Source organism: Ignavibacteriales bacterium (assembly GCA_016214905.1).
Taxonomy (GTDB): domain Bacteria; phylum Bacteroidota; class Ignavibacteria; order UBA10030; family SZUA-254; genus PNNN01.
This window is the reverse complement of the sequence record JACRMQ010000005.1, coordinates 93,913-115,317: the sequence shown is the minus strand read 5'-3', so window position 1 is coordinate 115,317 and position 21,405 is coordinate 93,913. Positions and strand designations below refer to the sequence as shown.

The 21,405-nt window shown below is 39.8% G+C and carries 17 protein-coding genes; 7 read left to right on the top strand and 10 right to left on the bottom strand.

Annotation, left to right across the window (positions count from 1 at the left end; all coding sequences use genetic code 11):
• Positions 1–32: 32 nt before the first annotated feature.
• From HZB59_03315 to HZB59_03285, 7 genes are all read left to right on the top strand, one after another.
• Entirely contained in the window at positions 33–1,997 is a 1,965-nt protein-coding gene (locus tag HZB59_03315) for a T9SS type A sorting domain-containing protein (GenBank protein MBI5020444.1), read from the top strand.
• A gap of 249 nt (positions 1,998–2,246) precedes the next feature.
• Complete coding sequence (locus HZB59_03310) at positions 2,247–2,792, top strand: hemerythrin domain-containing protein (protein ID MBI5020443.1); 546 nt, start codon at positions 2,247–2,249, stop codon at positions 2,790–2,792.
• Between the two features lie 89 nt (positions 2,793–2,881).
• On the top strand, positions 2,882–3,739 hold the full coding sequence (locus tag HZB59_03305) for a sulfide/dihydroorotate dehydrogenase-like FAD/NAD-binding protein (GenBank protein ID MBI5020442.1): 858 nt from the start codon (positions 2,882–2,884) through the stop codon (positions 3,737–3,739).
• Complete coding sequence (gene gltA / locus HZB59_03300; GenBank protein ID MBI5020441.1) at positions 3,736–5,169, top strand: NADPH-dependent glutamate synthase; 1,434 nt, start codon at positions 3,736–3,738, stop codon at positions 5,167–5,169. The genes HZB59_03305 and gltA overlap by 4 nt, the downstream gene beginning before the upstream one ends.
• 48 nt (positions 5,170–5,217) lie before the next feature.
• Positions 5,218–6,279, top strand: a complete 1,062-nt coding sequence (gene buk / locus HZB59_03295; GenBank protein MBI5020440.1) for a butyrate kinase — start codon at positions 5,218–5,220, stop codon at positions 6,277–6,279.
• Positions 6,280–6,281: 2 nt separating this feature from the next.
• Entirely contained in the window at positions 6,282–7,199 is a 918-nt protein-coding gene (locus HZB59_03290) for a bifunctional enoyl-CoA hydratase/phosphate acetyltransferase (protein MBI5020439.1), read from the top strand.
• A gap of 235 nt (positions 7,200–7,434) precedes the next feature.
• Positions 7,435–7,626 carry a hypothetical protein gene (locus HZB59_03285; protein MBI5020438.1) on the top strand — a complete coding sequence of 64 codons (192 nt, stop codon included), beginning with the start codon at positions 7,435–7,437 and terminating at the stop codon, positions 7,624–7,626.
• Positions 7,627–7,767: 141 nt separating this feature from the next.
• Here HZB59_03285 and HZB59_03280 read toward each other — a convergent pair whose 3' ends face one another.
• From HZB59_03280 to HZB59_03235, 10 genes are all read right to left on the bottom strand, one after another.
• Positions 7,768–9,012 (bottom strand): cytochrome C, encoded by a 1,245-nt coding sequence (locus HZB59_03280; protein ID MBI5020437.1) that lies wholly within the window; start codon positions 9,010–9,012, stop codon positions 7,768–7,770.
• Between the two features lie 115 nt (positions 9,013–9,127).
• On the bottom strand, positions 9,128–9,883 hold the full coding sequence (locus tag HZB59_03275) for a class I SAM-dependent methyltransferase (protein ID MBI5020436.1): 756 nt from the start codon (positions 9,881–9,883) through the stop codon (positions 9,128–9,130).
• A 5-nt stretch (positions 9,884–9,888) separates the two neighbouring features.
• The gene (locus HZB59_03270; protein MBI5020435.1) at positions 9,889–10,680 is read right to left on the bottom strand and encodes a 4Fe-4S binding protein; all 792 of its coding nucleotides are present in this window, start codon (positions 10,678–10,680) and stop codon (positions 9,889–9,891) included.
• A 34-nt stretch (positions 10,681–10,714) separates the two neighbouring features.
• Positions 10,715–11,908 carry a 4Fe-4S binding protein gene (locus tag HZB59_03265; protein ID MBI5020434.1) on the bottom strand — a complete coding sequence of 398 codons (1,194 nt, stop codon included), beginning with the start codon at positions 11,906–11,908 and terminating at the stop codon, positions 10,715–10,717.
• A 67-nt stretch (positions 11,909–11,975) separates the two neighbouring features.
• Complete coding sequence (locus HZB59_03260; protein MBI5020433.1) at positions 11,976–12,413, bottom strand: Rrf2 family transcriptional regulator; 438 nt, start codon at positions 12,411–12,413, stop codon at positions 11,976–11,978.
• 61 nt (positions 12,414–12,474) lie between these two features.
• A complete protein-coding gene (locus HZB59_03255) occupies positions 12,475–13,464 on the bottom strand; it encodes a dihydroorotate dehydrogenase-like protein (GenBank protein MBI5020432.1) in 990 nt (329 codons plus the stop codon).
• A 52-nt stretch (positions 13,465–13,516) separates the two neighbouring features.
• Positions 13,517–17,086, bottom strand: coding sequence for a pyruvate:ferredoxin (flavodoxin) oxidoreductase (gene nifJ / locus HZB59_03250; protein ID MBI5020431.1), 3,570 nt, complete (start codon positions 17,084–17,086; stop codon positions 13,517–13,519).
• 409 nt (positions 17,087–17,495) lie between these two features.
• Entirely contained in the window at positions 17,496–18,659 is a 1,164-nt protein-coding gene (locus tag HZB59_03245) for a response regulator (protein ID MBI5020430.1), read from the bottom strand.
• 52 nt (positions 18,660–18,711) lie between these two features.
• Complete coding sequence (locus HZB59_03240) at positions 18,712–19,518, bottom strand: response regulator (protein MBI5020429.1); 807 nt, start codon at positions 19,516–19,518, stop codon at positions 18,712–18,714.
• A 15-nt stretch (positions 19,519–19,533) separates the two neighbouring features.
• Positions 19,534–21,399: a HAMP domain-containing protein gene (locus HZB59_03235; protein MBI5020428.1), complete on the bottom strand. Its 1,866-nt coding sequence runs from the start codon at positions 21,397–21,399 to the stop codon at positions 19,534–19,536.
• Positions 21,400–21,405: the final 6 nt, after the last annotated feature.

Sequence of the window (21,405 nt, the reverse complement as noted above, 5' to 3'; positions counted from 1 at the left end):
CACTCAATCCGTTTGAAGGAGAATCCATCTAGATGAAGATAAGATTCATTATGTTTGGGATTCTCCTTTTGTTTTCCGTTCAACTGAAATCGCAGGAGAAATATTTCGATATATCGGAAGATGAAAAAAGCGTGTTATCGTCGGATATACAGCGGTATCAGAAATTAATGAATCCTGCAAATTTATCCAGCGTGGCAAGTGAATGGTTTGATGTTACTTATTATAAATTGAATCTTACCGTAACGACTTATCCGCCGCATCTGATCGGTGAGGTTGGAATACTGGGTGTCTGTAATGATGATACCACCTCGATAATCAAATTCGATCTTACCAATTCGCTTCATGTCGATTCGGTGAAAGTGAATGGAACCAAGCGCTCGTTTTTGCAGCAGACAAGTTCCGTTGAAATAAATCTTGAATCGATATATGAAGTCGGTACAGGATTGTTAATTGAAATATTTTATCAGGGCATACCTGCTGTCAGCGGTTTCGGAAGTTTTATTTTCGATCAGCATTCGGGTGTTCCTTGGGTATGGTCGTTGAGTGAACCTTATGGTGCCAGAGATTGGTGGCCCTGTAAAGATCATCCATCGGATAAAGCAGATTCAGCAGATATAATTGTTACTTGTGATTCTTCGTTCAAAGTCGGTTCGAACGGTAAACTTATTTCTGTAAATGATAATGGTGATGGAACAAAAACTCATCATTGGCAGGAGCGGTACCCGATTGCTTCATATCTTATCTCAATTGCAATTACGAACTATATGCAATTTTCGAATTGGTATCATTATTCATCCACAGACTCGATGGAAGTTCTCAATTATGTGATTCCGGAAAGATTTGTAAATGCACAAATTGCTCTTCCTATAACCGTTGATATGCTGGAAATATTTTCCGATTTATTCGGATTGTATCCGTTCATAAAAGAAAAATACGGACACGCCGATTTTGGAAGGGGAGGCGCAATGGAACATCAAACGATGACCTCAACAACAACTTACAATGAGAACACAATCGCACACGAATTAGCTCATCAATGGTTCGGCGATATGATTACATGTCGGACGTGGAGTGATCTTTGGCTTAATGAAGGATTCGCCCAATATTCAACGGCATTGTATTTAGAAAAAAAATATGGAGAGTCGTCGTATTGGAACTACTTGCAAAATCAATTAAGCAACGCACGGCTTGCCGTCGGATCGCTTTATGTTCAAGACACAACAACCGTAAGAAATTTATTCGATGGTAATAGGGTTTATGCTAAAGGAGCAACTGTTCTGCATATGCTGCGCCATACATTGGGCGACTCGATCTTTTTCAGATCACTCTACAGCTATGCTAATGATCCTCTGTTAAAGTATTCAACGGCAAATACTGAAGATTTTAAAAATATTTGTGAACGAATCAGCGGAAAGGATTTAACTTATTTCTTCGATGAATGGATTTATGGCGAGGGTTATCCGCGTTATTCTATAAATTGGAGTTTAAAAGATTCTTCAAACGGTTACGTTGTTGAACTTCTTCTGAAGCAGATTCCGCAAGAAGTTCAACCGAGCATATTCACTATGCCCATCGATATAAAGCTGACCGCTCCGGGGTGGGATACCACAGTTACCGTATTCAATAACGCTTCCGAGCAATTATTTTATTTTCCTGTTGATCGGATCATCAAGAATGTTCAATTAGATCCCGGCGGATGGATACTGAAAGATGTATCCGAGGAATTTAATCACAGATTCATTCTTTATCAAAATTATCCAAATCCTTGCAGAACTTATACGCAGATAAATTATGAATTGCCGTCAAAGATGCATGTTAATTTGACTGTGTATAATATTCTCGGTCAGAAAATCAAAACCCTGGTTGATGAACCTAATTCGATTGGTGCTCATGAAGCAAAATGGGAAAACATAGCCGATTATCCGTCGGGTGTTTATTATTATCGACTAACAGGATTGAATCTTGTAGCGACGAAAAAGTTACTCATTATTCACTAATCAGGCCGATCATTGTGGATGTGAATGGAGGCGTTCTCACGCGTGAGAGTGAAAGTGTGCGATGTTTTTCATGAGTGAGAAGTAATTTGGAGAGGTTGATTTGCCCGAACTCATTATTCATTCTCCTTACCCTAAATCTATAAAAATAGACAATTTATTTAAAATGGTCCGATTATCTACTGGCATACGAATTGATAATTATGATATTCAAGAAAGTATATAAAAAACTATTCAGAGATGAAATTAGGAATGTCGTATAAAAACAACGGAAGCGAATTCGCCTCCGCTCAGAACCGAAGTTCAACCGGTGTACAAGATCCGCTTGTAATTTTACGGGAGGAACACGAGCGCGGATTGAAGGAATTGGAAAAAATATCTGCCGCGATCGAGTCGATACAGGAAAAAGGTTTTTCTGCGGATGCTTTCGCGCAAATCGCCGAATCGGTCAGGTATATCGGATCTGAGATGAGAAAGCATTACGAGAAGGAAGAGCATCATCTGTTTCCGTTACTCGACAAACATCTGTTTGAATCACCGAATGAAATTCGATATGAGCGGCGCGAGATGTGGCAGTATTATAATGAATTGATTAATGCGATAAGAGATGTCGAAGACGGTCGGTCGCACGGTTCCACCGTCCGCGATCTGCTTCAATGCGCATTGCAAGTAGTGGAACATTTCCGAAATCATATAAACAGGGAGAATGATGTGATACTGCCCATGGTAAAACGATTACTAACCTCCGATGAATACCTTCAGTTCGGAAAAGAAATCCAGAGCATTACCTATCAATAAAAGTTAAACCCGGAATAGACCGTTCCTAAAAATTGTAATTCAAGAGAAGTTTTCGTAGTTTTTAGTCAACAAAAATATTTGGAGATATAATGTTTCGTATTGTTTCAAAAGAAAATCTATCATCAACAGTGACAAAATACATTGTTCACGCGCCATTTATAGCCCGGAAGCGTAAAGCCGGCAATTTCGTCATGCTGCGGATTGAAGAGAATGGAGAGCGTATTCCGATTACTATCGTTGATAGTGATCTTTCAGCAGGCACAATTACGTTGATTGTTCAATCGATAGGAAAAACGACAAAACTTCTTGCTACTAAAAATGCCGGAGAATATATTCTCGATGTAGTTGGCCCGTTAGGAGAACCGACTCCGATTGAAAATCACGGCGAAGTCGTATGTATCGGCGGTGGTGTTGGAACCGCTGAAGTTTATCCTATTGCACGCACTTTGAGAGATGCAGGTAATGTTATCCACAGCATCGTTGGGGCGCGTACTTCAGATTTAATAATTCTTGAAAAAGAAATGTCGGAGATATCAAAGGAAATTTTTATAACGACTGATGACGGATCATATGGACGGAAGGGTATAGTTACCGATCCGTTGAAAGATTTACTGGAAAAAAATAAAAATATTCACGCCGTTTACGCGATCGGACCACTGCCGATGATGAAGGCAGTTTCGAACCTGACAAAAATTTACGGCACCAAAACGTTAGTCAGTTTGAATACAATTATGGTTGATGGCACAGGTATGTGCGGCGGGTGCCGGGTTTCAATAGGTGGAAAGATGAAATTTGCGTGTGTTGACGGACCGGAATTTGATGCCCATCTTGTTGATTTTGACGAACTAATAATGAGGAACAGAACTTTTACCAGTATGGAAAAGATTGCGGATGAACGATGTAAGCTGACACCTTCGATAAATGCATTGGCAGGAGGTGTAAAATGAATAATGTCAATCCTATGAAACCCTCCGAGAGGATGAAAATTCCACGCCAAGAGTCGATTGAGCAATCTCCCGAAGAACGAAATAGAAATTTTATTGAAGTCTCAGCCGGTTTGGATGAGGAACGTGCATTAATAGAAGCGGCACGATGTCTTGAATGTAAAAATCCTGTATGTATCGAAGGATGTCCGGTAGTTATCGATATTCGTACGTTTATTCAACTTATCCTTCAAAAAGATTATATAGGTGCGGTAAATAAAATCCGTGAGGCAAATTATTTACCATCAATATGTGGGCGTGTTTGTCCGCAAGAAAGTCAATGCGAACTTGTTTGTACTCTTGGCAAGAAGCATGAACCGGTTGCAATCGGAAAATTAGAACGCTTTGTTGCCGATTTCGAGTTTGCTCATAATCTGTTTTCGTCTCCTGTTATAACAAATCATATAAATCAAAAAGTGGCGATAGTGGGATCAGGTCCATCCGGATTGACAGCTGCGGCAGAACTTGCAAAACTTGGATATAAAGTTACAATCTTTGAAGCATTACACGATGTTGGCGGTGTGTTACGATATGGAATCCCAGAATTTCGACTTCCACGTACCATCCTTGATCTCGAGATGGATCGAGTTCGTCAATTAGGTGTTGAGATATATACTAATTTTGTTGTCGGTAGAACTGCAACAGTGGATGAATTATTCAGTGAGTGGGGATTCGAGGCAATGTTTCTCGGCACCGGCGCCGGTACTCCTACATTTATGGGAATCCCGGGTGAAAATCTGAGCGGTGTGTATTCGGCGAATGAATTCCTCACGCGTGTAAATTTAATGAAAGCGTATAAATTTCCGGATTACGATACACCTATTAAAATCGGGACAGAGGTTGCTGTAATCGGCGGTGGTAACACAGCAATGGATGCCGTTAGAACTGCGCTCCGGCTTGGGGCGAAGAAAGCGTATTTGATTTATCGCCGTTCGCGTAAAGAAATGCCTGCCCGCGAAGAAGAAATTCATCATGCAGAAGGAGAAGGTGTTGAATTGGTGATGCTTACAAATCCAATCCGCATTCTTGCAGATGAAAATAATTGGGTTCGGGGAATTGAGTGCCAAAAGATGGAATTAGGCGAGCCGGATGAATCAGGAAGGCGAAAACCAATACCTGTTAAAGGGTCCGAGTTTGTAATAGCGGTTCAAACGGTGATCGAAGCGGTTGGTCAGAAACCGAATCCAATCATTCAATCTACTACCGATGGTCTGAATATCAGCAAATGGGGAACGATTGTAGTGAACGACGTTCAACTCACAAGTCGTGAAGGAATATTTGCCGGCGGTGATCTGACACGTGGTGGTGCCACGGTCATCCTCGCGATGCGTGATGGTAAAATTGCCGCAGAAGCTATTCATAAATATTTAAGCTCTAAACGAAACGGGAAATAATATTTTTGCATTAGTTAAATAATATCTTTTTAGATTATCAGATCGGGTATGTCAGAAAATTATACTATTCTGGTAATTAATCCCGGATCAACGTCGACTAAGTTAGCGATCTATGTTGACGGGATTATTCTTCAGACCGATAAAGTGGTTCACTCGGCGGAAGAGTTGAAAAATTTCAAATCCATATGGGATCAATATCAATTCCGGATGGAAGTTATAAATAGATGGGTGGAAAAGAATGTAACGTGTTGTTCGGCAGTAGTTGCAATGGGAGGTTTGCTAAAACCTGTTCAGGGTGGTGTATACTTTGTGAATCAGAAGATGATAGATGATGCACGCGGAAATTTACAGGGTGAGCACGCATCTAACCTCGGTTGCGTTATGGCACACGAAATTTCAAAACGATTTTCTTGCCCGGCACTTATTGCCGATCCGGTTTCAGTCGATGAGTTTGAACCGTTGGCTTTTTATTCCGGCCATCCTCAAATTAAAAGACGACCTCTTTCACACGCGTTAAACATACACGCTATCGCAAGACGCGCAGCAAGCGAGTTGAATCTTCATTACAATCAATCAGCGTTTATCATTTGTCATCTCGGAGGCGGAATTTCAATAGCGCCTGTTCGAGACGGAATGATAATTGATGTTAATGACGCATCGAGTGATGGCCCATTTTCACCGGAGCGCACCGGTGGTTTACCGCTTCAACCTTTCATAACCGTTGCGATGTCGGGAAAATATACTGAATCCGAATTGCGAAAATTTGTTATGGGTCAGGGTGGTTTAATTGCATATCTTAAAACGAATTCGATCGAAGAAGTTGAGAGACGAATCATTCAAGGCGATGAGTTTGCCGAAGAAGTGTATAAAGCAATGGCATATCAGATCGCGAAAGAAATCGGTGCCATGGCAACAGTTCTTGCAGGCAAGATCGATGCGATTGTGTTATCCGGCGGTATCGCGTATTCGAATATTCTTACATCGTGGATAATCGAACGAGTGCAGTTTATAGGCAAGGTGTTAATTTTCCCGGGCGAGGATGAAATGCAAGCATTGGCTGAAGCGGGTATGCGTATATTGAAAAATGAGGAACAAGCAAAGGAATATTGATCATGATAAAAAACTTTGAAGAATTGATTGAAGCCGCACGGCAAATTCAAAATAAAAAAGTCGTTGTTGTGTTCCCCAATAACGAAGAAACCCTTTCAGCTGTTGTTCAATCGTGTGAGAAGCAATTAGCCGATTTTATTCTTGTTGGCAATAGAGATATTATCTCTAAAAATATTCCTCGTGGCAAAATCCCTGCCGGGGTTGAAATTATTCAGCAAGCAAAAGTTGAAGATGCGCTTAAAGTATCCGTCGACCTAATCAAAGGTAATAAAGCCGATGTCGTTTTAAAGGGTGGTGTTGATACCTCTACATTGATGAAAGTTCTCCTGGCAGAAGATGTCGGTATACGAACGGGACGTTTGCTTTCGGACGTATTCATTTTTGAATATCCGAAGCGAACCGAAAATAAATTAATTATGATCACCGATGGCGGTTTAACGCTTGCTCCCAATTTGAAAGAAAAAATAGAATTGGTGAATAACGCGGTAGAGGTGGCGCACGCCCTCGGGAATACAACCCCAAAAGTTGCCATGCTATCCGCTTCTGAATTTGTCAACCCGAACCTCCAATCAACGGTAGATGCGGCAATGATTGCTAAGATGAACGAAAGAGGTCAAATTAAAGGATGTCTCGTTGAAGGTCCACTCGCTTTGGATAATGCTATTTCTTCGGATGCCGCAGGGGAAAAGAAAATTGGATCCCGGGTTGCCGGAAACGCTGAAATTTTGGTTCTTCCTAATATTGAATCAGCTAACATTTTTGCAAAAAGTACAACTTATTTTGCGGGTTACCGGTTGGCACATGTGATTATTGGGGGAAAAATACCGATTTTAATTCCGTCAAGAGCCGATAAAAGCGATGCTAAAATGCTATCTATCGCACTTGGAAAAATCATGTGCGGGTATTATGCTCGCAAATAATTTTCGTTGACTTTCAAACAACTACTTCTTATCTTTAATCAAAGAAGATCTCGTGATCGACATAGACAGAATTCCTGAACTTATGCGGCGCGCGAGACGATAATCCCGACCGAATTAGTGGTGCCATCGCTCAATTTCGATCATTTATCAGTTCCTGTTCAGGAATGCTTATCTATTCATTATTCGATTACAGCAAAACTTACGGATGTTAAAGCTAATTTAATTGGAGGGTGTTATGGTTAAAAAGAATATATACAAAGGTGAACATAAGTCTGTAACTCAACCGAATATTTTTCGATCTTTTCAAAAATCGGATAAAAATATTCCTGAAACGGTTTTACTGAAGAAAATAGACCGCTTACAGCGTTCACTTGCTCAGCGTGAGAATGAAGTTTGGACGCTGAAACAACTTTTACTTTACCGTTAATATTTTATCAAAATAATTTTATTCTTCCATGGTGTAAAATCATCAATATTTATATTCTTGGAGATACTATTTTACTCCTAATAAAAAAAACCCGATCAACTTATTCGATCGGGGTTTTTTATAAATTATTTAAATACGAGATTATTTTTTACGTTTACTTCTCATCTCAGCAGCGATCGTTTTTATTTCTGTAAGATCGCGTTGCATTTCGCTCCATCCATACCATAGCGCATAATCAGGATTTGCATGGAATGTTCCTTGGAACGCGCGCATGCGATGTTCGAGGAACATGACGAATAGTTTTTGCTCTATAGTTGTAGGCGCATCATGAAATGTAAGAAGGTCTGGAAAATCACTTGAATAATTTTTCGGTTTCTTGAGATAACCATCTTTATATAATGCAGCAACAGTGCGGATTGCTTCAGCCATCAGACGATCTGCTTCTTTTATCATGTTGTCACCCTTTTCCAACTCACCTTTAGCGAAATTCGCAGAGTGGCATTGATTGCATGTCTTGGTCATTTTGTCGCGCTCCTTCTGCCAGCTCTCCTGATCAAGCCGGGCTACGTCTGCGGCTTTAACCACATCGAGGCGACCTGTCGGTTTACCTGCCGGATCTAACACACCAAGCCCTTGCAATATCGTAACACGATCGGCTGCCCATTGTTTGTCTTCCGGTAATGGTAATCGTACTGCAAGAAATCCCCATGCCGTTCTGACTTCGTGATTCCCCTCCTGCATATGACAAGTTTGGCAAGTGGGAGCGGCAGTATTCGCAGGAAGAATGTTGTTTTGTTTCAATGAATTTCTGACACCGTGCTTCGAGGCGGAATACATTTCCCACTGAGGATGGTCGAAACCCATATGACATGTTTGACATGCTTGAGGTTGTTGAGCCTCTTTTTTGGAAAATGTGTGACGGGTATGGCATGCGTCGCACGAAGCGACTCCGAATCCGGCACCGTCCTTTTTTAATTCTTTGATCTCTGCTTCCGACTTCATCCCGATCTTATGACATCCGCCGCATCCTTTCATTCCTTCCATCATAGCCATCGGTTGAAAATGTGCTGTCGGCATAGCTTTCATAGCAGCCCACGCAACAGCATGCTTCCCTTTTTTATACTGTGCGACACGTTCTTCATGACATTGCCCGCATGTTTCGGGAGTTGGAATTTGAACATTCGAAACATCCTGCGCGGTTGTGTGTCTATCTCCGTGGCAAGTTGAGCATTCAACACCGTTACCGCTGTGCTTGCTTAACTGCCAGTCGGTAACTATGTTTGGAGTTATATTTTTATGACATTCAACGCAAGATTGAGAAAATAACGTCGAGAGAATAAGAAGATTACCAATAATAAAAACAACGATTTTGTAGATAGGTTTCATGGATTCCTCACTATTTAGTTAATTAATGAAAGTAATTTATAATATATTTTGAAATATTCAAACGTAATTGTATTCCGGCTTAAAATAATAATATTCATTTTTAACATTCTCGCAGTTAAGATTTTTCTGCGATTAATACGATATCCCGCGAATTCTCAGCGCGATATTCCGTCAGATCGATTCCACCATAAGTTTGCAGTTTCGTGTAGCCGGCTTCGGTTACGAGATCCTTAATACTCTCATGATAAATAGGATAATGAATAATTGATTGAAATATGTGCGATGATGGCCTATTAATTGGATGTTGAATTGTTAATACATTAAAACGGAATATTTTTTTATAAAAATCGTAATAACGGATAGTGGTGAGTTTATCGGAATGCCTGATATTCTGTATGTTTTCACCTTTATGCAATATCCGATTGTAATTCAGTGTCTGAGTAACTATTATACCATGGGGATGCAACATTTTGTAAAACGTTTTAAATGCTTTAAGGAGCAACTTAGGCGGGAGGTGAGGTAATGAGTTACCTAAGCAGAAAACCGCATCAAATTTATCCTCGATTAATTTAGGAACAGAAAGAAAATCGGTTTGAACGGTTTTAATCTTAAGATTCATTTCGCGCGAGTGTTTCCTGGCTTGCATGAGCATCTTCGAGGATAAATCGATCGCCGTGACCTCGACACCGAGTGACGAGAGCAACAATGCATGGAACCCCGTGCCTGCACCTGCATCGAGCGCGGATGAGATTTTATATTTTCGAATAATCGATTTAAAATGTTTTTTCTCTTTTCTAAAACGCTCATCAAACGATGTCATTCCATCGTACGAAGGTGCTAAATTATCGTAAAATTGTTCAATCGTTTTCATACAGATCAATATACATCAAACTCGCGAGATCCAAGAATCTTTCCGTTGATTCCAATTACAGTAACTTCTACAGGAATATCAGCCCGGGCGGCGAGAATCGCCTGCTTTGTCGTTTGCAACAATCCCGAGCAACAGGGAACTTCCATTATTAAAATCTTGATACTACGAGGATTCGATTGTTCTATTATCTGTTTTATTTTTTCGAAATACAAACGAGTATCGTCAAGTTTAGGGCATCCAATCGCTATCGGATATTTTACAAGATAATCATTGTGGAAGTTTCCGTAAGCAAACGGTATACAATCGGCTACAAATGCGATGTCTGCATTTCTGAAGTATGTGGCATTCGGTGAAACCAGATGAAGTTGTATGGGCCACTGCCGAAGTTGAGATTCAACGTTGTTGCTCGGTTGTGTGTTGCCTGGTTTCTCAAATACCATAGTTCGACTTGACGGACAGCCGGAATGATGATGTTGATGGTTAGAGTTTGCTGAATGCAATTTATCGCGATGTAAACTAAGATGCTCAATGTGCTTGTCTAATTTTTCGGGTGAATGTTTCTTGATATGATCAATTACCCCGTTTTCGTCATATTCATCTGTTTCGGCTTCTATAATTGATAATGCGCCAACCGGACATTCACCTATGCAGGCACCGAATCCATCGCAAAAGCTTTCTTTCACAACCCTTGCTTTGCCATCAATAATTTGTAATGCTCCCTCCGGGCAAGAGGTGATACATTCACCGCATCCGTCGCACAATGTTTCATCAATTTTTATTATTTTTCGTTTTACCATCAGAGTTCTTTCAATCTTTTAAGTTTTAAATTATTCAATCATTTGGTCCGTACTTAGGCACTTGACCTTGATTGTGTTGATAAAGTGGAGTTTCGAGTTCTTTAAATCTTTTTAGATATTCATCCTTCGAAATTTGATTATGCCAGTGATCGGTAATCATTGCAAGTCCGGTGATTGCGATAAAAACGCCGATAATCAGGATCCCGAAAATTAAATTCGGGACACGTGTTTTAGTAATCGGCGTGCGGATATCAAGTGTGTTTTTAACCGGGCAAGCCTGAACACAGGCGAGACAATTCATACACTCATCACTCCAAACCTTTTTGACTTTATGCACTTTTATGTTAGATGGACATGCTTTGGTGCAAAGCTCACAATCGATACAAGTAGTTTTGTTTCGGGTTATCTTTGTCGGACTCAACCAGCTTATGGCGCCAAGCAATGCACCGTATGGACATAAATAACGGCACCAGAAATTTTGGATGAAAAGAGAAAACATCATTAATATTATAATTGTCCAGAGCGCGAACGATGTGATGTTAGAAAAAAATAGAAACATTTTGATGTCGGCAACTTTATTGTATGGGCTATTGATAAATTCGAATAGCGAAGATGTATCCATTTGCCAGATCGAGTATACGAAGAAGAAGAGAAGGAAATATTTTATTGAACGCAATGGATAATCGAGCCAGCGATTCAAGTTTAAATTTTTTCCGAATATTTTTCTTCCCAGCATCCATAAGCTTTCGCTTATCGTTCCAACAGGACAAAGCCAACCGCAAAAACTTTTTTTAAGCAATAAACCGCCGGCGATAATTGCGATGAATATGAATAATCCAGAAGGATGGATATTATTGATTATCCCGGTTTGAAGCCAGTATTTCAAGCTCATCAGAGCACTGATCGGTAAAAATCCCTCAACTCCCGGCGGACGTTCATGAAATAACGATTGACCGCCGCTTGATCCCCATTTCATGAAGAGGTAAAATTCAATTCCGATCCAAATGCAGAGGAGAAGAAATATTATTTGGATTACGGATCTTAGGAATTGTGAATCAGTTTTTAACCGCTGAATGATTCTTGTAATAAAGGATTTGTCATTCTTAAAATCGTATTTTGTTTTTCTCAACTCTGGTGGAATATTTTTTATACGTAATAAATTAGTGTGTATAAGATTCTCTGCAGACGATCCATCAGAGCCGTTTGTATTTGTTCTTTGAAGTTCCATCGGTAATTTTATCGGAGATAATATCAGAGTAATTGGTCTGAATACTGTTTAAAAAAAGGTCTTATATTTATGCAATCAAATTGTATTGCGGTTTTTTATTAATTTCAGTCAACTCAAGAATATTTTTTGAGGCGAGCATATCGTGAATTTGTTCACGGATTTTTTCCCAATGATCATGCACCGCACAGCGATCGTTATGACTACAATCAGGAAATCCAAACACACAATTATTCATGAATGAAAGTCCATCGATGGCTTCAACGATCTGGAGTATGGTAATATTTTTTGCGGGGAGGGCTAAACCAAATCCACCGGCAGGACCCTTATGCGAAACTAATAATCCTTTACGGGTAAGGTCCTGGAGAATTTTCGCAACGAAATGGTACGGTATATCGATTCGCTTGGTTAACTCCCTGATTGAAGTCAATTCTTTTTGTGGTTTCAATGCCAGAAATAGGACGGCTTGAAGCGCATATTCACACTGTCTGCTAAATATAATGCTCATCTTAATATATCGGAGTAATTAGTCTTAAATTAATAATATTGTGAATAATAATCAAATATGGCTATTTATAACTATGCAGAGATTTCATATAATTAGCTCTCTCAAAAGCAGCAGGATCAGCAACAGATTTTTGACTCATGCTTCCTTTTAGTTGTTGAACAGAAACATACTCATGTTCACTCATCCATTTCTCGACTTCTGAAAGAGTTTTCTTGATATGTTCCGGTCCGTGTTTAAGAAGTGAAGAACACATCATCGTGACATCGGCTCCGGCCATCAACATCTTCAATACATCATCACTCGTATGAATTCCGCTTGATGCAGCGAGGTTAGCCCTAATTCTTCCGTGCAATATTGCAATCCAACGCATCGGCAATCGCAATGCTTGCGGAGTACTTAAGATAATATTCGGTTCTATCTCCAGCGACTCAAGGTCAATATCGGGTTGATAAAAACGATTGAAGAGAACCAAACCGTCGATTCCGATATCGTCAAATTTCCGAGCCATATTTGCCATAGTCGTAAAGAAAGCACTTAATTTTACTGCCACCGGGATTGTAACACTTTTCTTTACCGTCTTGGCTACTTCTAAATATTTATTCTCGAGTTCTGATGAGGAGACATCCGGATTCGTTGGGATGTAATAGATGTTCAGTTCTAACGCATCGGCACCGGCATCCTGAATTTTTTTTGCGTACTCGATCCAACCACCAACCGATACCCCGTTTAAACTGCCGATGATAGGAATATCGAGAGATTTTTTTGCGTTTCGGATGTTATTAAGATATTCATCAGGTCCGCTGTTGTAATGCTGAACCTCCGGAAAGTAAGACAAAGCTTCCGCATAACTATCGGTGCCATGCGATAAATAATGTAGAAGTTCAGATCGCTCGTGAGCAATTTGTTCTTCAAAAAGTGAGTACATCACTATTGCCGAAGCGCCTGCGTCTTCGAGTTGTTTCATGCTGTCAAGTGAATAGGATAGCGGTGATGCCGATGGAACTATCGGGTTTTTTAATTTTATTCCTAAGTATTTGGTCGTCAAATCCATTTTTGTTTCCATTCCTTCAATCTAAAAAATTATGATATAATTTGAGATGAATTTATTTTTGAGTAGAACCATCTTTGTCACGCGCGAGGTGTTCATACATTTTCCAGCGAGTTTCGACATCGCGTTGAGAGAGAACGCTTAATTCTTTCGCCCTCTCGGGGTAACTTTTTTCGAGCATTTTAAATCGAGTTTCCAGATCTGTAAATTCTTTCAACTTTCGGCTGGGAGCTTTAGAATCGAGTTTGAATGGATTTTTTCCTTCAAGGGCCAACATCGGATTATACCGGTAAAGCGGGAAATAACCGGTTTCTACCGCAAGTTTTTGGTTCTGCATTCCACGAGCCATGTTAATACCATGCGCGATGCAATGACTATATGCTATGATGATTGATGGTCCGTCGTATGCTTCTGCCTCGATGAAAGCTCGAAGAGTTTGTAAATCATTAGCGCCCATGGCAACAGCTGCCACATACACATTACCGTATCCCATAGCTAATAATCCTAAATCTTTTTTCGCAGTCGATTTGCCGCTTGCCGCAAATTTTGCGATCGCCGAGCGTGATGTTGCTTTCGACATTTGCCCGCCGGTGTTTGAATACACTTCGGTATCCATGACAAGAATGTTTACATTTTTGCCTGTGGCAATTACATGATCTAATCCACCGTACCCGATATCATAAGCCCAACCATCACCCCCAAATATCCACACGCTGCGTTTTACAAGATTATCACTAAGACTTATCAAGCTTTTCGCGTCGGGTGAAGAGATGGTCTTTAATTTATCTTTAAGAATCTTCACTCTTTCACGCTGCGAATAAATGCCTGCTTCATCTTTTTGGTCGGCACTTAATAATTCGTTTGCAAGCGATTCACCGATCTGGGATTTTAATTTCTCAACTAATTCTTTTGCCATCTCGGTATGTTTATCAATAGTCAGACGCATTCCAAGACCAAACTCCGCATTATCTTCGAAAAGTGAATTTGACCAGGTCGGTCCACGACCGTTATGATCGACACAGTATGGAGTGGTTGGTAAATTACCGCCGTAGATCGAAGAACAACCGGTCGCGTTTGCTATGATGGTTCTGTCGCCAAATAATTGCGTCACTAATTTTACGTATGGTGTTTCTCCGCACCCGGCACACGCGCCTGAATATTCAAATAACGGTCTTAAAAATTGTGAACCTTTTATCGTATCCACCTTAACAGTTCTTCGGTCTATATCAGGAATATTCAAAAAGAAATCGTAGTTTAACCTCTCGGATTCACGGATAGGCGGTTGCGGTTTCATGTTAATCGCTTTTACCTTTGTTTCCGATTTGCTCTTTGCTGGGCAAATATCTACGCAAAGACCACATTCTGTGCAATCTTCCGGGGCTATTTGTATTGTATACTTCATTCCCTTGTATTCTGTACCTTTAAAATCAATCGACTTGAAAGTGGCAGGAGCATTATCGAGGAATTTTGGTTCATAAACTTTTGCGCGGATAGCCGCGTGCGGACATACCATTACGCATTTGTTGCACTGGATGCAAATCTCCGATTCCCAAACCGGAATTTCCAGCGCGATATTTCTCTTTTCCCATTGAGCCGTAGCCGTGGGGAAAGTTCCGTCCAACGGCAACGCGCTGACCGGGAGTTCATCACCGTTTCCTGCTACTATTTTCCCCAGAACATTTTTAACGTAATCGGGGGCTTGAGGTGAAACGATTGGCGGCATTTCAATATTACTTGTAACTTTATCCGGTACCTTCACTTCAAACAGATTTGCGAGTGTTTTATCCACCGCCTCGAAATTCTGAGATACAATATCAGCTCCTTTTTTACCATAAGTTTTCTCTATCGAATGTTTGATTGCCGCTATTGCATCATCTTTGGGTAGCACACCCGAAATGGCAAAGAAACAGGTTTGCATGATTGTGTTGATGCGAGTTCCCATTCCGGTTTGACGACCTACGTTGTATGCGTCTATCACGTAAAGCTTGATTTTTTTATCGATGATTTGTTTTTGTATGTGCCGTGGAAGTTTATCCCACACTTCGTTCGGTCCGTACAAACTATTTAAAAGAAATGTGCTGCCGTTAATAGCTGATTTGAGCACATCATATTTTTCAAGGAAGAACCATTGATGGCATGCGATGAAACTTGCTTTATCGATTAAATATGTTGAATGAATCGGACGCGGTCCGAAACGTAAATGTGATGTTGTTGTAGAACCGGATTTTTTCGAATCGTATACGAAATATCCCTGTGCATAAAAATCTGTATCTTCACCTATAATTTTAATTGAATTTTTATTGGCGCCAACTGTACCATCCGCGCCAAGCCCGAAGAAGATCGCCCTTACCACATCATCAGATTCGGTTGTGAATGAAGGGTCGTAATCTAAACTTGTTTTTGTGACATCATCGTTGATTCCGATATTGAAATGATTTTTAGGTTGTGATTTTTTCATTTCATCGAATATGGCTTTAACCATTGCAGGTGTAAATTCTTTGGATGAAAGACCGTATCTGCCGCCGATTATTTTTGGATATGCGAATGGTAAAGCGTTGTTTATGAACGCCTCGCTCATTGTAGTTATAACATCCTGATAAAGCGGTTCACCCGTTGCACCCGGTTCTTTTGTGCGATCTAACACTGCGATGTTTTTAATAGATTTCGGTAATGCCTTTATGAAATGTTCCGCAGAGAAAGGTCGATATAAACGAACCTTCAGCAGTCCTATTTTTTCTCCGTTTTTATTAAGATATTCCACCGTTTCGTGTGCCGCTTCCGCGCCCGAGCCCATCATTATGATAACCCGATCCGCATCTTGATCACCGAAGTACTGGAATAATTCATATTTCCGACCAACCAATTGTTCAAACTTTCGCATTGCCTTTTCTACGATTTCGGGGCAAGCAGTATAAAATGGATTGACTGTTTCTCTCGCCTGATAATAAACATCTGGATTTTGAGCGGTGCCACGTAAAATAGGTTTATCCGGAGACATAGCTCTTGCACGATGAGCGCGAATAAGTTCGTCGCTCAGCATCGCGCGCATATCATCGTCGGTCAGTTCTTCTATCTTCATTACTTCGTGTGAGGATCGAAAACCATCGAAGAAATGAATGAACGGGACACGCGATTCCAGAGTTGCTGCCTGGGCGATTAATGCGAAGTCCATTATTTCTTGAAGTGAATTAGATGATAACATCGCCCAGCCGGTTGATCGCACAGCCATAACATCACTGTGTTCTCCAAAAATTGAAAGTGCGTGAGTTGCAACTGTTCGTGCCGCGATATGAAACACTGTCGATGTTAGCTCGCCGGCAATCTTGAACATATTCGGAATCATCAATAATAATCCCTGTGACGATGTGAACGTAGTTGTGAGGGCACCCGCTTGAAGAGCACCGTGAACGGCGCCGGCAGCCCCACCTTCGCTTTGCATCTCGATTACTTGAGGTATAGTTCCCCACAAATTTCGTTTTCCGAGAGCGGACCATTCATCGGACCATTCGCCCATTGGTGATGAGGGTGTGATTGGGTATATAGCGATTACTTCGTTTGTTTTGTGCGCGACAAATGCGGCCGCTTCATTACCATCAATTGTGACCATCGTTCGATTTTGTTTCATATCTGTTAAATCTTGTAGTGTTATGTGAAGTTTTTATGATTTGATTGGCTCAGAATATTGCAATAATCGTTCCAGAGATATATCGAATAATCATTAAATTTGTGGGATTGAATGATAATTTCAGACCTAAATTTCTCATTTCTGAAATCGAAGGAGAACAATTTCGCAGTATTGAAATTGACTCAATGAGATAAGCCAAGAAAAGATTGAGAAATGTATTGAAAAAACTTACGACTGAGAAAGGAAATATAAATTGTATGTTTTTATAGAAACAAATCACCGATCATACATCAATCATCCTTCAATTAAATATTTTAACCAGCCGTATGATTATTATACGGCTGGAAATCGTTCAACTCACAGGTGGAAAAGCGTTAAGTTTATCTGTATAATTATTTTTGCAAACTCCTTACCTGATAAAAAATTCGGCAACTACTTTTTGCCAGTTTGCATCTGGTAGTTCTTCAAGTTGTCCGATGTAAATCTGTCCTTCACCAGTATATTCGCTTTCTCGTTTTTCAGATTTTATTAATTCTTTCAATAAAGTTTTGCACTTTTCAATATCATTTTGGAACAGTGATACCGCAGATTTACCAATCGACATACCCATAATTTCGTTATCTATCTGATCGGTATCAAGAGAGCAGATCCAATTACTTTCATATGCTGTAATCTCTAATGCCACAAGATTTTTCAGCAAAGCCGTATTGACCCGTGATACTTTCCCCGTGATTGGAGAATTAAATGTTACACTTCTGCTTCCTTGTTTTACAGTAAATAGCGGCTGCCCTGCTTTTATATTCATCCCGAGATTCGGAAATTCGATTGAATCTATCTTCCCAATCAGTTTTTTTGCAAAATCATCCATACCGATTTTGGCTATTCCTTCCTGATTAATGCTAAACCAGGTATGATTCTTCGCTATGAAAACACCACCGGGGATTGAAAACTCACCTTTAATAAAATCGTGCGTAGCCGGAAGATGGGTGATATGAACATTTGGTTTGAGTTGTTTTTGAATTTTATCTTGTCTTTTGATTAAGATTTTCTTTACGAATGCCAGGAGTTCGTCTTCCGTGAACGGCTTTTGTACATAATCCATCGCTCCGTATTTCATTGTCTCAACCGCGGTTTCCACAGATGCGTATCCGGTAATTATGATAACATCGATATCGGGGCGCAGGTGTTTTACTGATTTTGTCACTTCAACTCCATCCATCATCGGCATTTTAAGATCAGTAAATACAAAATCATAATGATGTTTCTGTATTAATCCAAGCGCTTCTTGTCCGGTTTCAACAGTATCTATCGAGTAACCATCGAGCACAAGAATTTTTCTGAAGCTACCGAGAATAACTTCCTCATCGTCAACACACAAAATTTTGGCTTTCGGGTTTTGCACTTCAGCTCGTTTCAAAGTTTTTGCCTCACCGGTAAAATCTAATCTGAGGCTTTCATGTAGAACGATTTCACGTTCTTTTTTCAACTTCTTTTCATGCAAGTTCTTGCTGATCGCCCGAATTAAGATATCTGCTATGATGAATAAAATTATTGCGAGTATGAATAATGCCATGACTTATCTCCTAAATAAAAAATAATTTATTAAACTTATATTATGTTCAAACCTACATTCTATCTGAACTGCAAGGTACTAAATTTTTAATTTCATAACCAAGATCGTTGGGTATAACGCGATATACCCATCCTTCAAAGTAAGGGTCTTTTTCAATCAGGTTGGAAATCAATTTTAAATTTTTATTTACATCGATTATTCTGCCTGAAACAGGAGAATGAATTTTATGCACTCTGCTATCTTTCGATTTGATCGTGAGACAACAGATGCCTTGTACTATTTCATCCTCAGGATTAAGAAATTCAATTTCTGTTACTGAATCAATCGTTGCGAGAAAAAAATCGCAAACACCTATCAAAACCGAGCCGTCTCTTTCTTCGAACAACCAGCTTGAATTGCCAAGACGATAATATTTGGTCGGACATTCGACGTAAAACAATTCAACTTTCTGATTATCTTTGTTGGGTTTTACTTGGTTTTTTTTAATTTGTTGAAATTTGTTTGCGCGATAGATTGAACTCAGCAACTCGTCTACTGTAAACGGTTTAGGAATAAAATCTATTGCGCCCTTGTAAAGTGAATTAACAGCATTCTCAACTGTTGAATAACCAGTCATCATTATTAAAGCACTGTCGATGTTTTGCTTTTGGAGTTCGTTCAATATCTGGAAGCCGTCACCATCTGGCATCATAATATCGCAGATGATGATTGAGTAATATTTTTTTGAAATCTTCTCAATTGCAGTTGTTACATCTGAAGCAAAATCGATAGTATAATTTTCCAGCGAACAAATTTTTACTACTCCATCTATGATTACTTTCTCATCATCAACGACTAATATATTCGATGGTGTATTCATAATCCGAAATAAGATTTATTGAATGAGCGGAAGCCGGATGATAAAAGTAGTTCCATTATCTTCTTCGCTCTCAACGTTAATAGTTCCGTTATGATTATCGATTATTCCCCAAATCACAGCCAAACCGAGGCCGGTACCCTTTTGTCCTTTGGTCGAGAAGAACGGTTCGAATATTTTTGGAAGATCGTCTTTACTGATTCCGCAACCTGTGTCGCTGATTCTTATTTCTATATACTCTTTTAAACCGGAAGAATCAACAAAATCCCATCTTTCCCAATCACTGTTTTCGGAGGCGCATACTTCGTAAAATCCTTGTCCACTTATTTCAAATGCAAGGATCGGTGAGCCACACTTGGGACATATTTTATCTTGCTGAACAAGTGAATTATCGCAGTCGGGACATATGAATTTTGTGTCTTTATTTATTTTGATGCCGGGATAATATTGATTGCGATGTTTTCCATAAACAGGATCGAGATGAATTATTCCTCCTTTACCGTCTGCAACAACCTTAACTTTCAATGCCGGTAGTCCATCGATCTTAAATTCATTATCAATCAAACTGTGTCGCTTAAGACATGTCGCTTTTTTTATCTGAGCAATTCCAAAAGGTGAAAGCGATATTTGCTTTATTGAAGTTGTTATTGTACCGCCGTTGTTACCTATCGCATCCGATGCATTTACAAAAAGGTTAATAAATACTTGCTGGATTTGGTTTGAATCGACAGTAATCGGGGGAAGATTAACTTCGGATTGCTTGATGATTTTTATCTTTTTTAAAGATAATTGACGCTCAATAACACTGATCGCCTTATCGATGATGTCATTTAAATTAGCGTTGCTTTTCCTGGGAACCGATTGACGCGAAAAATCCAATAAGCTTTTTACGATTTCACGGCTTCGTAAAGTTTCTCTCACAATAATGTTGAGATCATCCTGGAATTCAGGATTATCCTTTGTCCTTTTTAAGAGAAAGCTGCTGTAAGTGAGGACTCCGGTCAGAGGGTTATTTATTTCATGCGCAACTCCTGCGGCAAGTCGTCCGAGTGAAGCCATTTTGTCCGATTGGAAAAGCTGCATCCGTGCTTCTGCCAATTTCTTTGTCATATTATTAAATGAGGTACCAAGCTTTCCTATTTCATCGTTACTGAGATCTTTAATGGCATAATTCAAATTACCCTGGCTGACCTGTTGAGTTGCATTTAATAAATCATTCACAGGATTAGACACCCAGCGTCGCACAAAGAAAGCGATCAATAATCCAACGGCTATTATTGCGATGATAGCAAATACTACAATTTCCCATTCCCTTATAACAATTGTTTTATCAACCTCCGCGAGTGAAATTGAAACATCGAGGACGCCGAGAACTTTTTGATTTTTAGGATGAGCATGACATTCGGCTTGCCAGCATGAATTTTCATTGTATATCGGGGTGATTATTCCGAGAATTCGGTTGAACTCCGGATGCTCTTTAAATATTCTTGTCCGTTCCGTGATCGAAATTTGCTCAAGAGGACGGTCTTCGGAGTGGCATGCGTAGCAACTTTCAGCTCGTTTATCTACCATCTTATTTATATTTTTTGAATCAGATGAATAAATAATTTTACCGACTTTATTTATGATTCTGACATCCCTGATTTGAGGTTGTTTACCGATTGAATTGATGGTTTCCTGAATTCTATCTCTTTGATTCAGCATCATATCGAACCGCGTGCTTGCGATAACGGTTTCACCTAACTGGTTGGCATGACGTTCAACTTCGGATATTAAACTGCCGGTTTGCGATTTAATATTAAAGTATGCAAAAACGCCTATGATTACAAGCGAAGTAAGAGCAACTGCAAATATTAATCGAAAACCGATCTTGTTAAAAAGCATATTTCA

Excerpts from the sequence above, each read along its gene's own strand:
- HZB59_03290 (MBI5020439.1), top strand. The coding sequence starts at position 6,282 with ATGATAAAAAACTTTGAAGAATTGATTGAAGCCGCACGGCAAATTCAA.
- HZB59_03240 (MBI5020429.1), bottom strand. The coding sequence starts at position 19,518 with ATGAATACACCATCGAATATATTAGTCGTTGATGATGAGAAAGTAATC.
- HZB59_03255 (MBI5020432.1), bottom strand. The coding sequence starts at position 13,464 with ATGGATTTGACGACCAAATACTTAGGAATAAAATTAAAAAACCCGATA.
- HZB59_03270 (MBI5020435.1), bottom strand. The coding sequence starts at position 10,680 with ATGGTAAAACGAAAAATAATAAAAATTGATGAAACATTGTGCGACGGA.
- HZB59_03265 (MBI5020434.1), bottom strand. The coding sequence starts at position 11,908 with ATGGAACTTCAAAGAACAAATACAAACGGCTCTGATGGATCGTCTGCA.
- HZB59_03280 (MBI5020437.1), bottom strand. The coding sequence starts at position 9,012 with ATGAAACCTATCTACAAAATCGTTGTTTTTATTATTGGTAATCTTCTT.
- buk (MBI5020440.1), top strand. The coding sequence starts at position 5,218 with ATGTCAGAAAATTATACTATTCTGGTAATTAATCCCGGATCAACGTCG.
- HZB59_03305 (MBI5020442.1), top strand. The coding sequence starts at position 2,882 with ATGTTTCGTATTGTTTCAAAAGAAAATCTATCATCAACAGTGACAAAA.
- HZB59_03310 (MBI5020443.1), top strand. The coding sequence starts at position 2,247 with ATGTCGTATAAAAACAACGGAAGCGAATTCGCCTCCGCTCAGAACCGA.
- gltA (MBI5020441.1), top strand. The coding sequence starts at position 3,736 with ATGAATAATGTCAATCCTATGAAACCCTCCGAGAGGATGAAAATTCCA.
- HZB59_03285 (MBI5020438.1), top strand. The coding sequence starts at position 7,435 with ATGGTTAAAAAGAATATATACAAAGGTGAACATAAGTCTGTAACTCAA.
- nifJ (MBI5020431.1), bottom strand. The coding sequence starts at position 17,086 with ATGAAACAAAATCGAACGATGGTCACAATTGATGGTAATGAAGCGGCC.
- HZB59_03315 (MBI5020444.1), top strand. The coding sequence starts at position 33 with ATGAAGATAAGATTCATTATGTTTGGGATTCTCCTTTTGTTTTCCGTT.
- HZB59_03275 (MBI5020436.1), bottom strand. The coding sequence starts at position 9,883 with ATGAAAACGATTGAACAATTTTACGATAATTTAGCACCTTCGTACGAT.
- HZB59_03235 (MBI5020428.1), bottom strand. The coding sequence starts at position 21,399 with ATGCTTTTTAACAAGATCGGTTTTCGATTAATATTTGCAGTTGCTCTT.
- HZB59_03260 (MBI5020433.1), bottom strand. The coding sequence starts at position 12,413 with ATGAGCATTATATTTAGCAGACAGTGTGAATATGCGCTTCAAGCCGTC.
- HZB59_03245 (MBI5020430.1), bottom strand. The coding sequence starts at position 18,659 with ATGGCATTATTCATACTCGCAATAATTTTATTCATCATAGCAGATATC.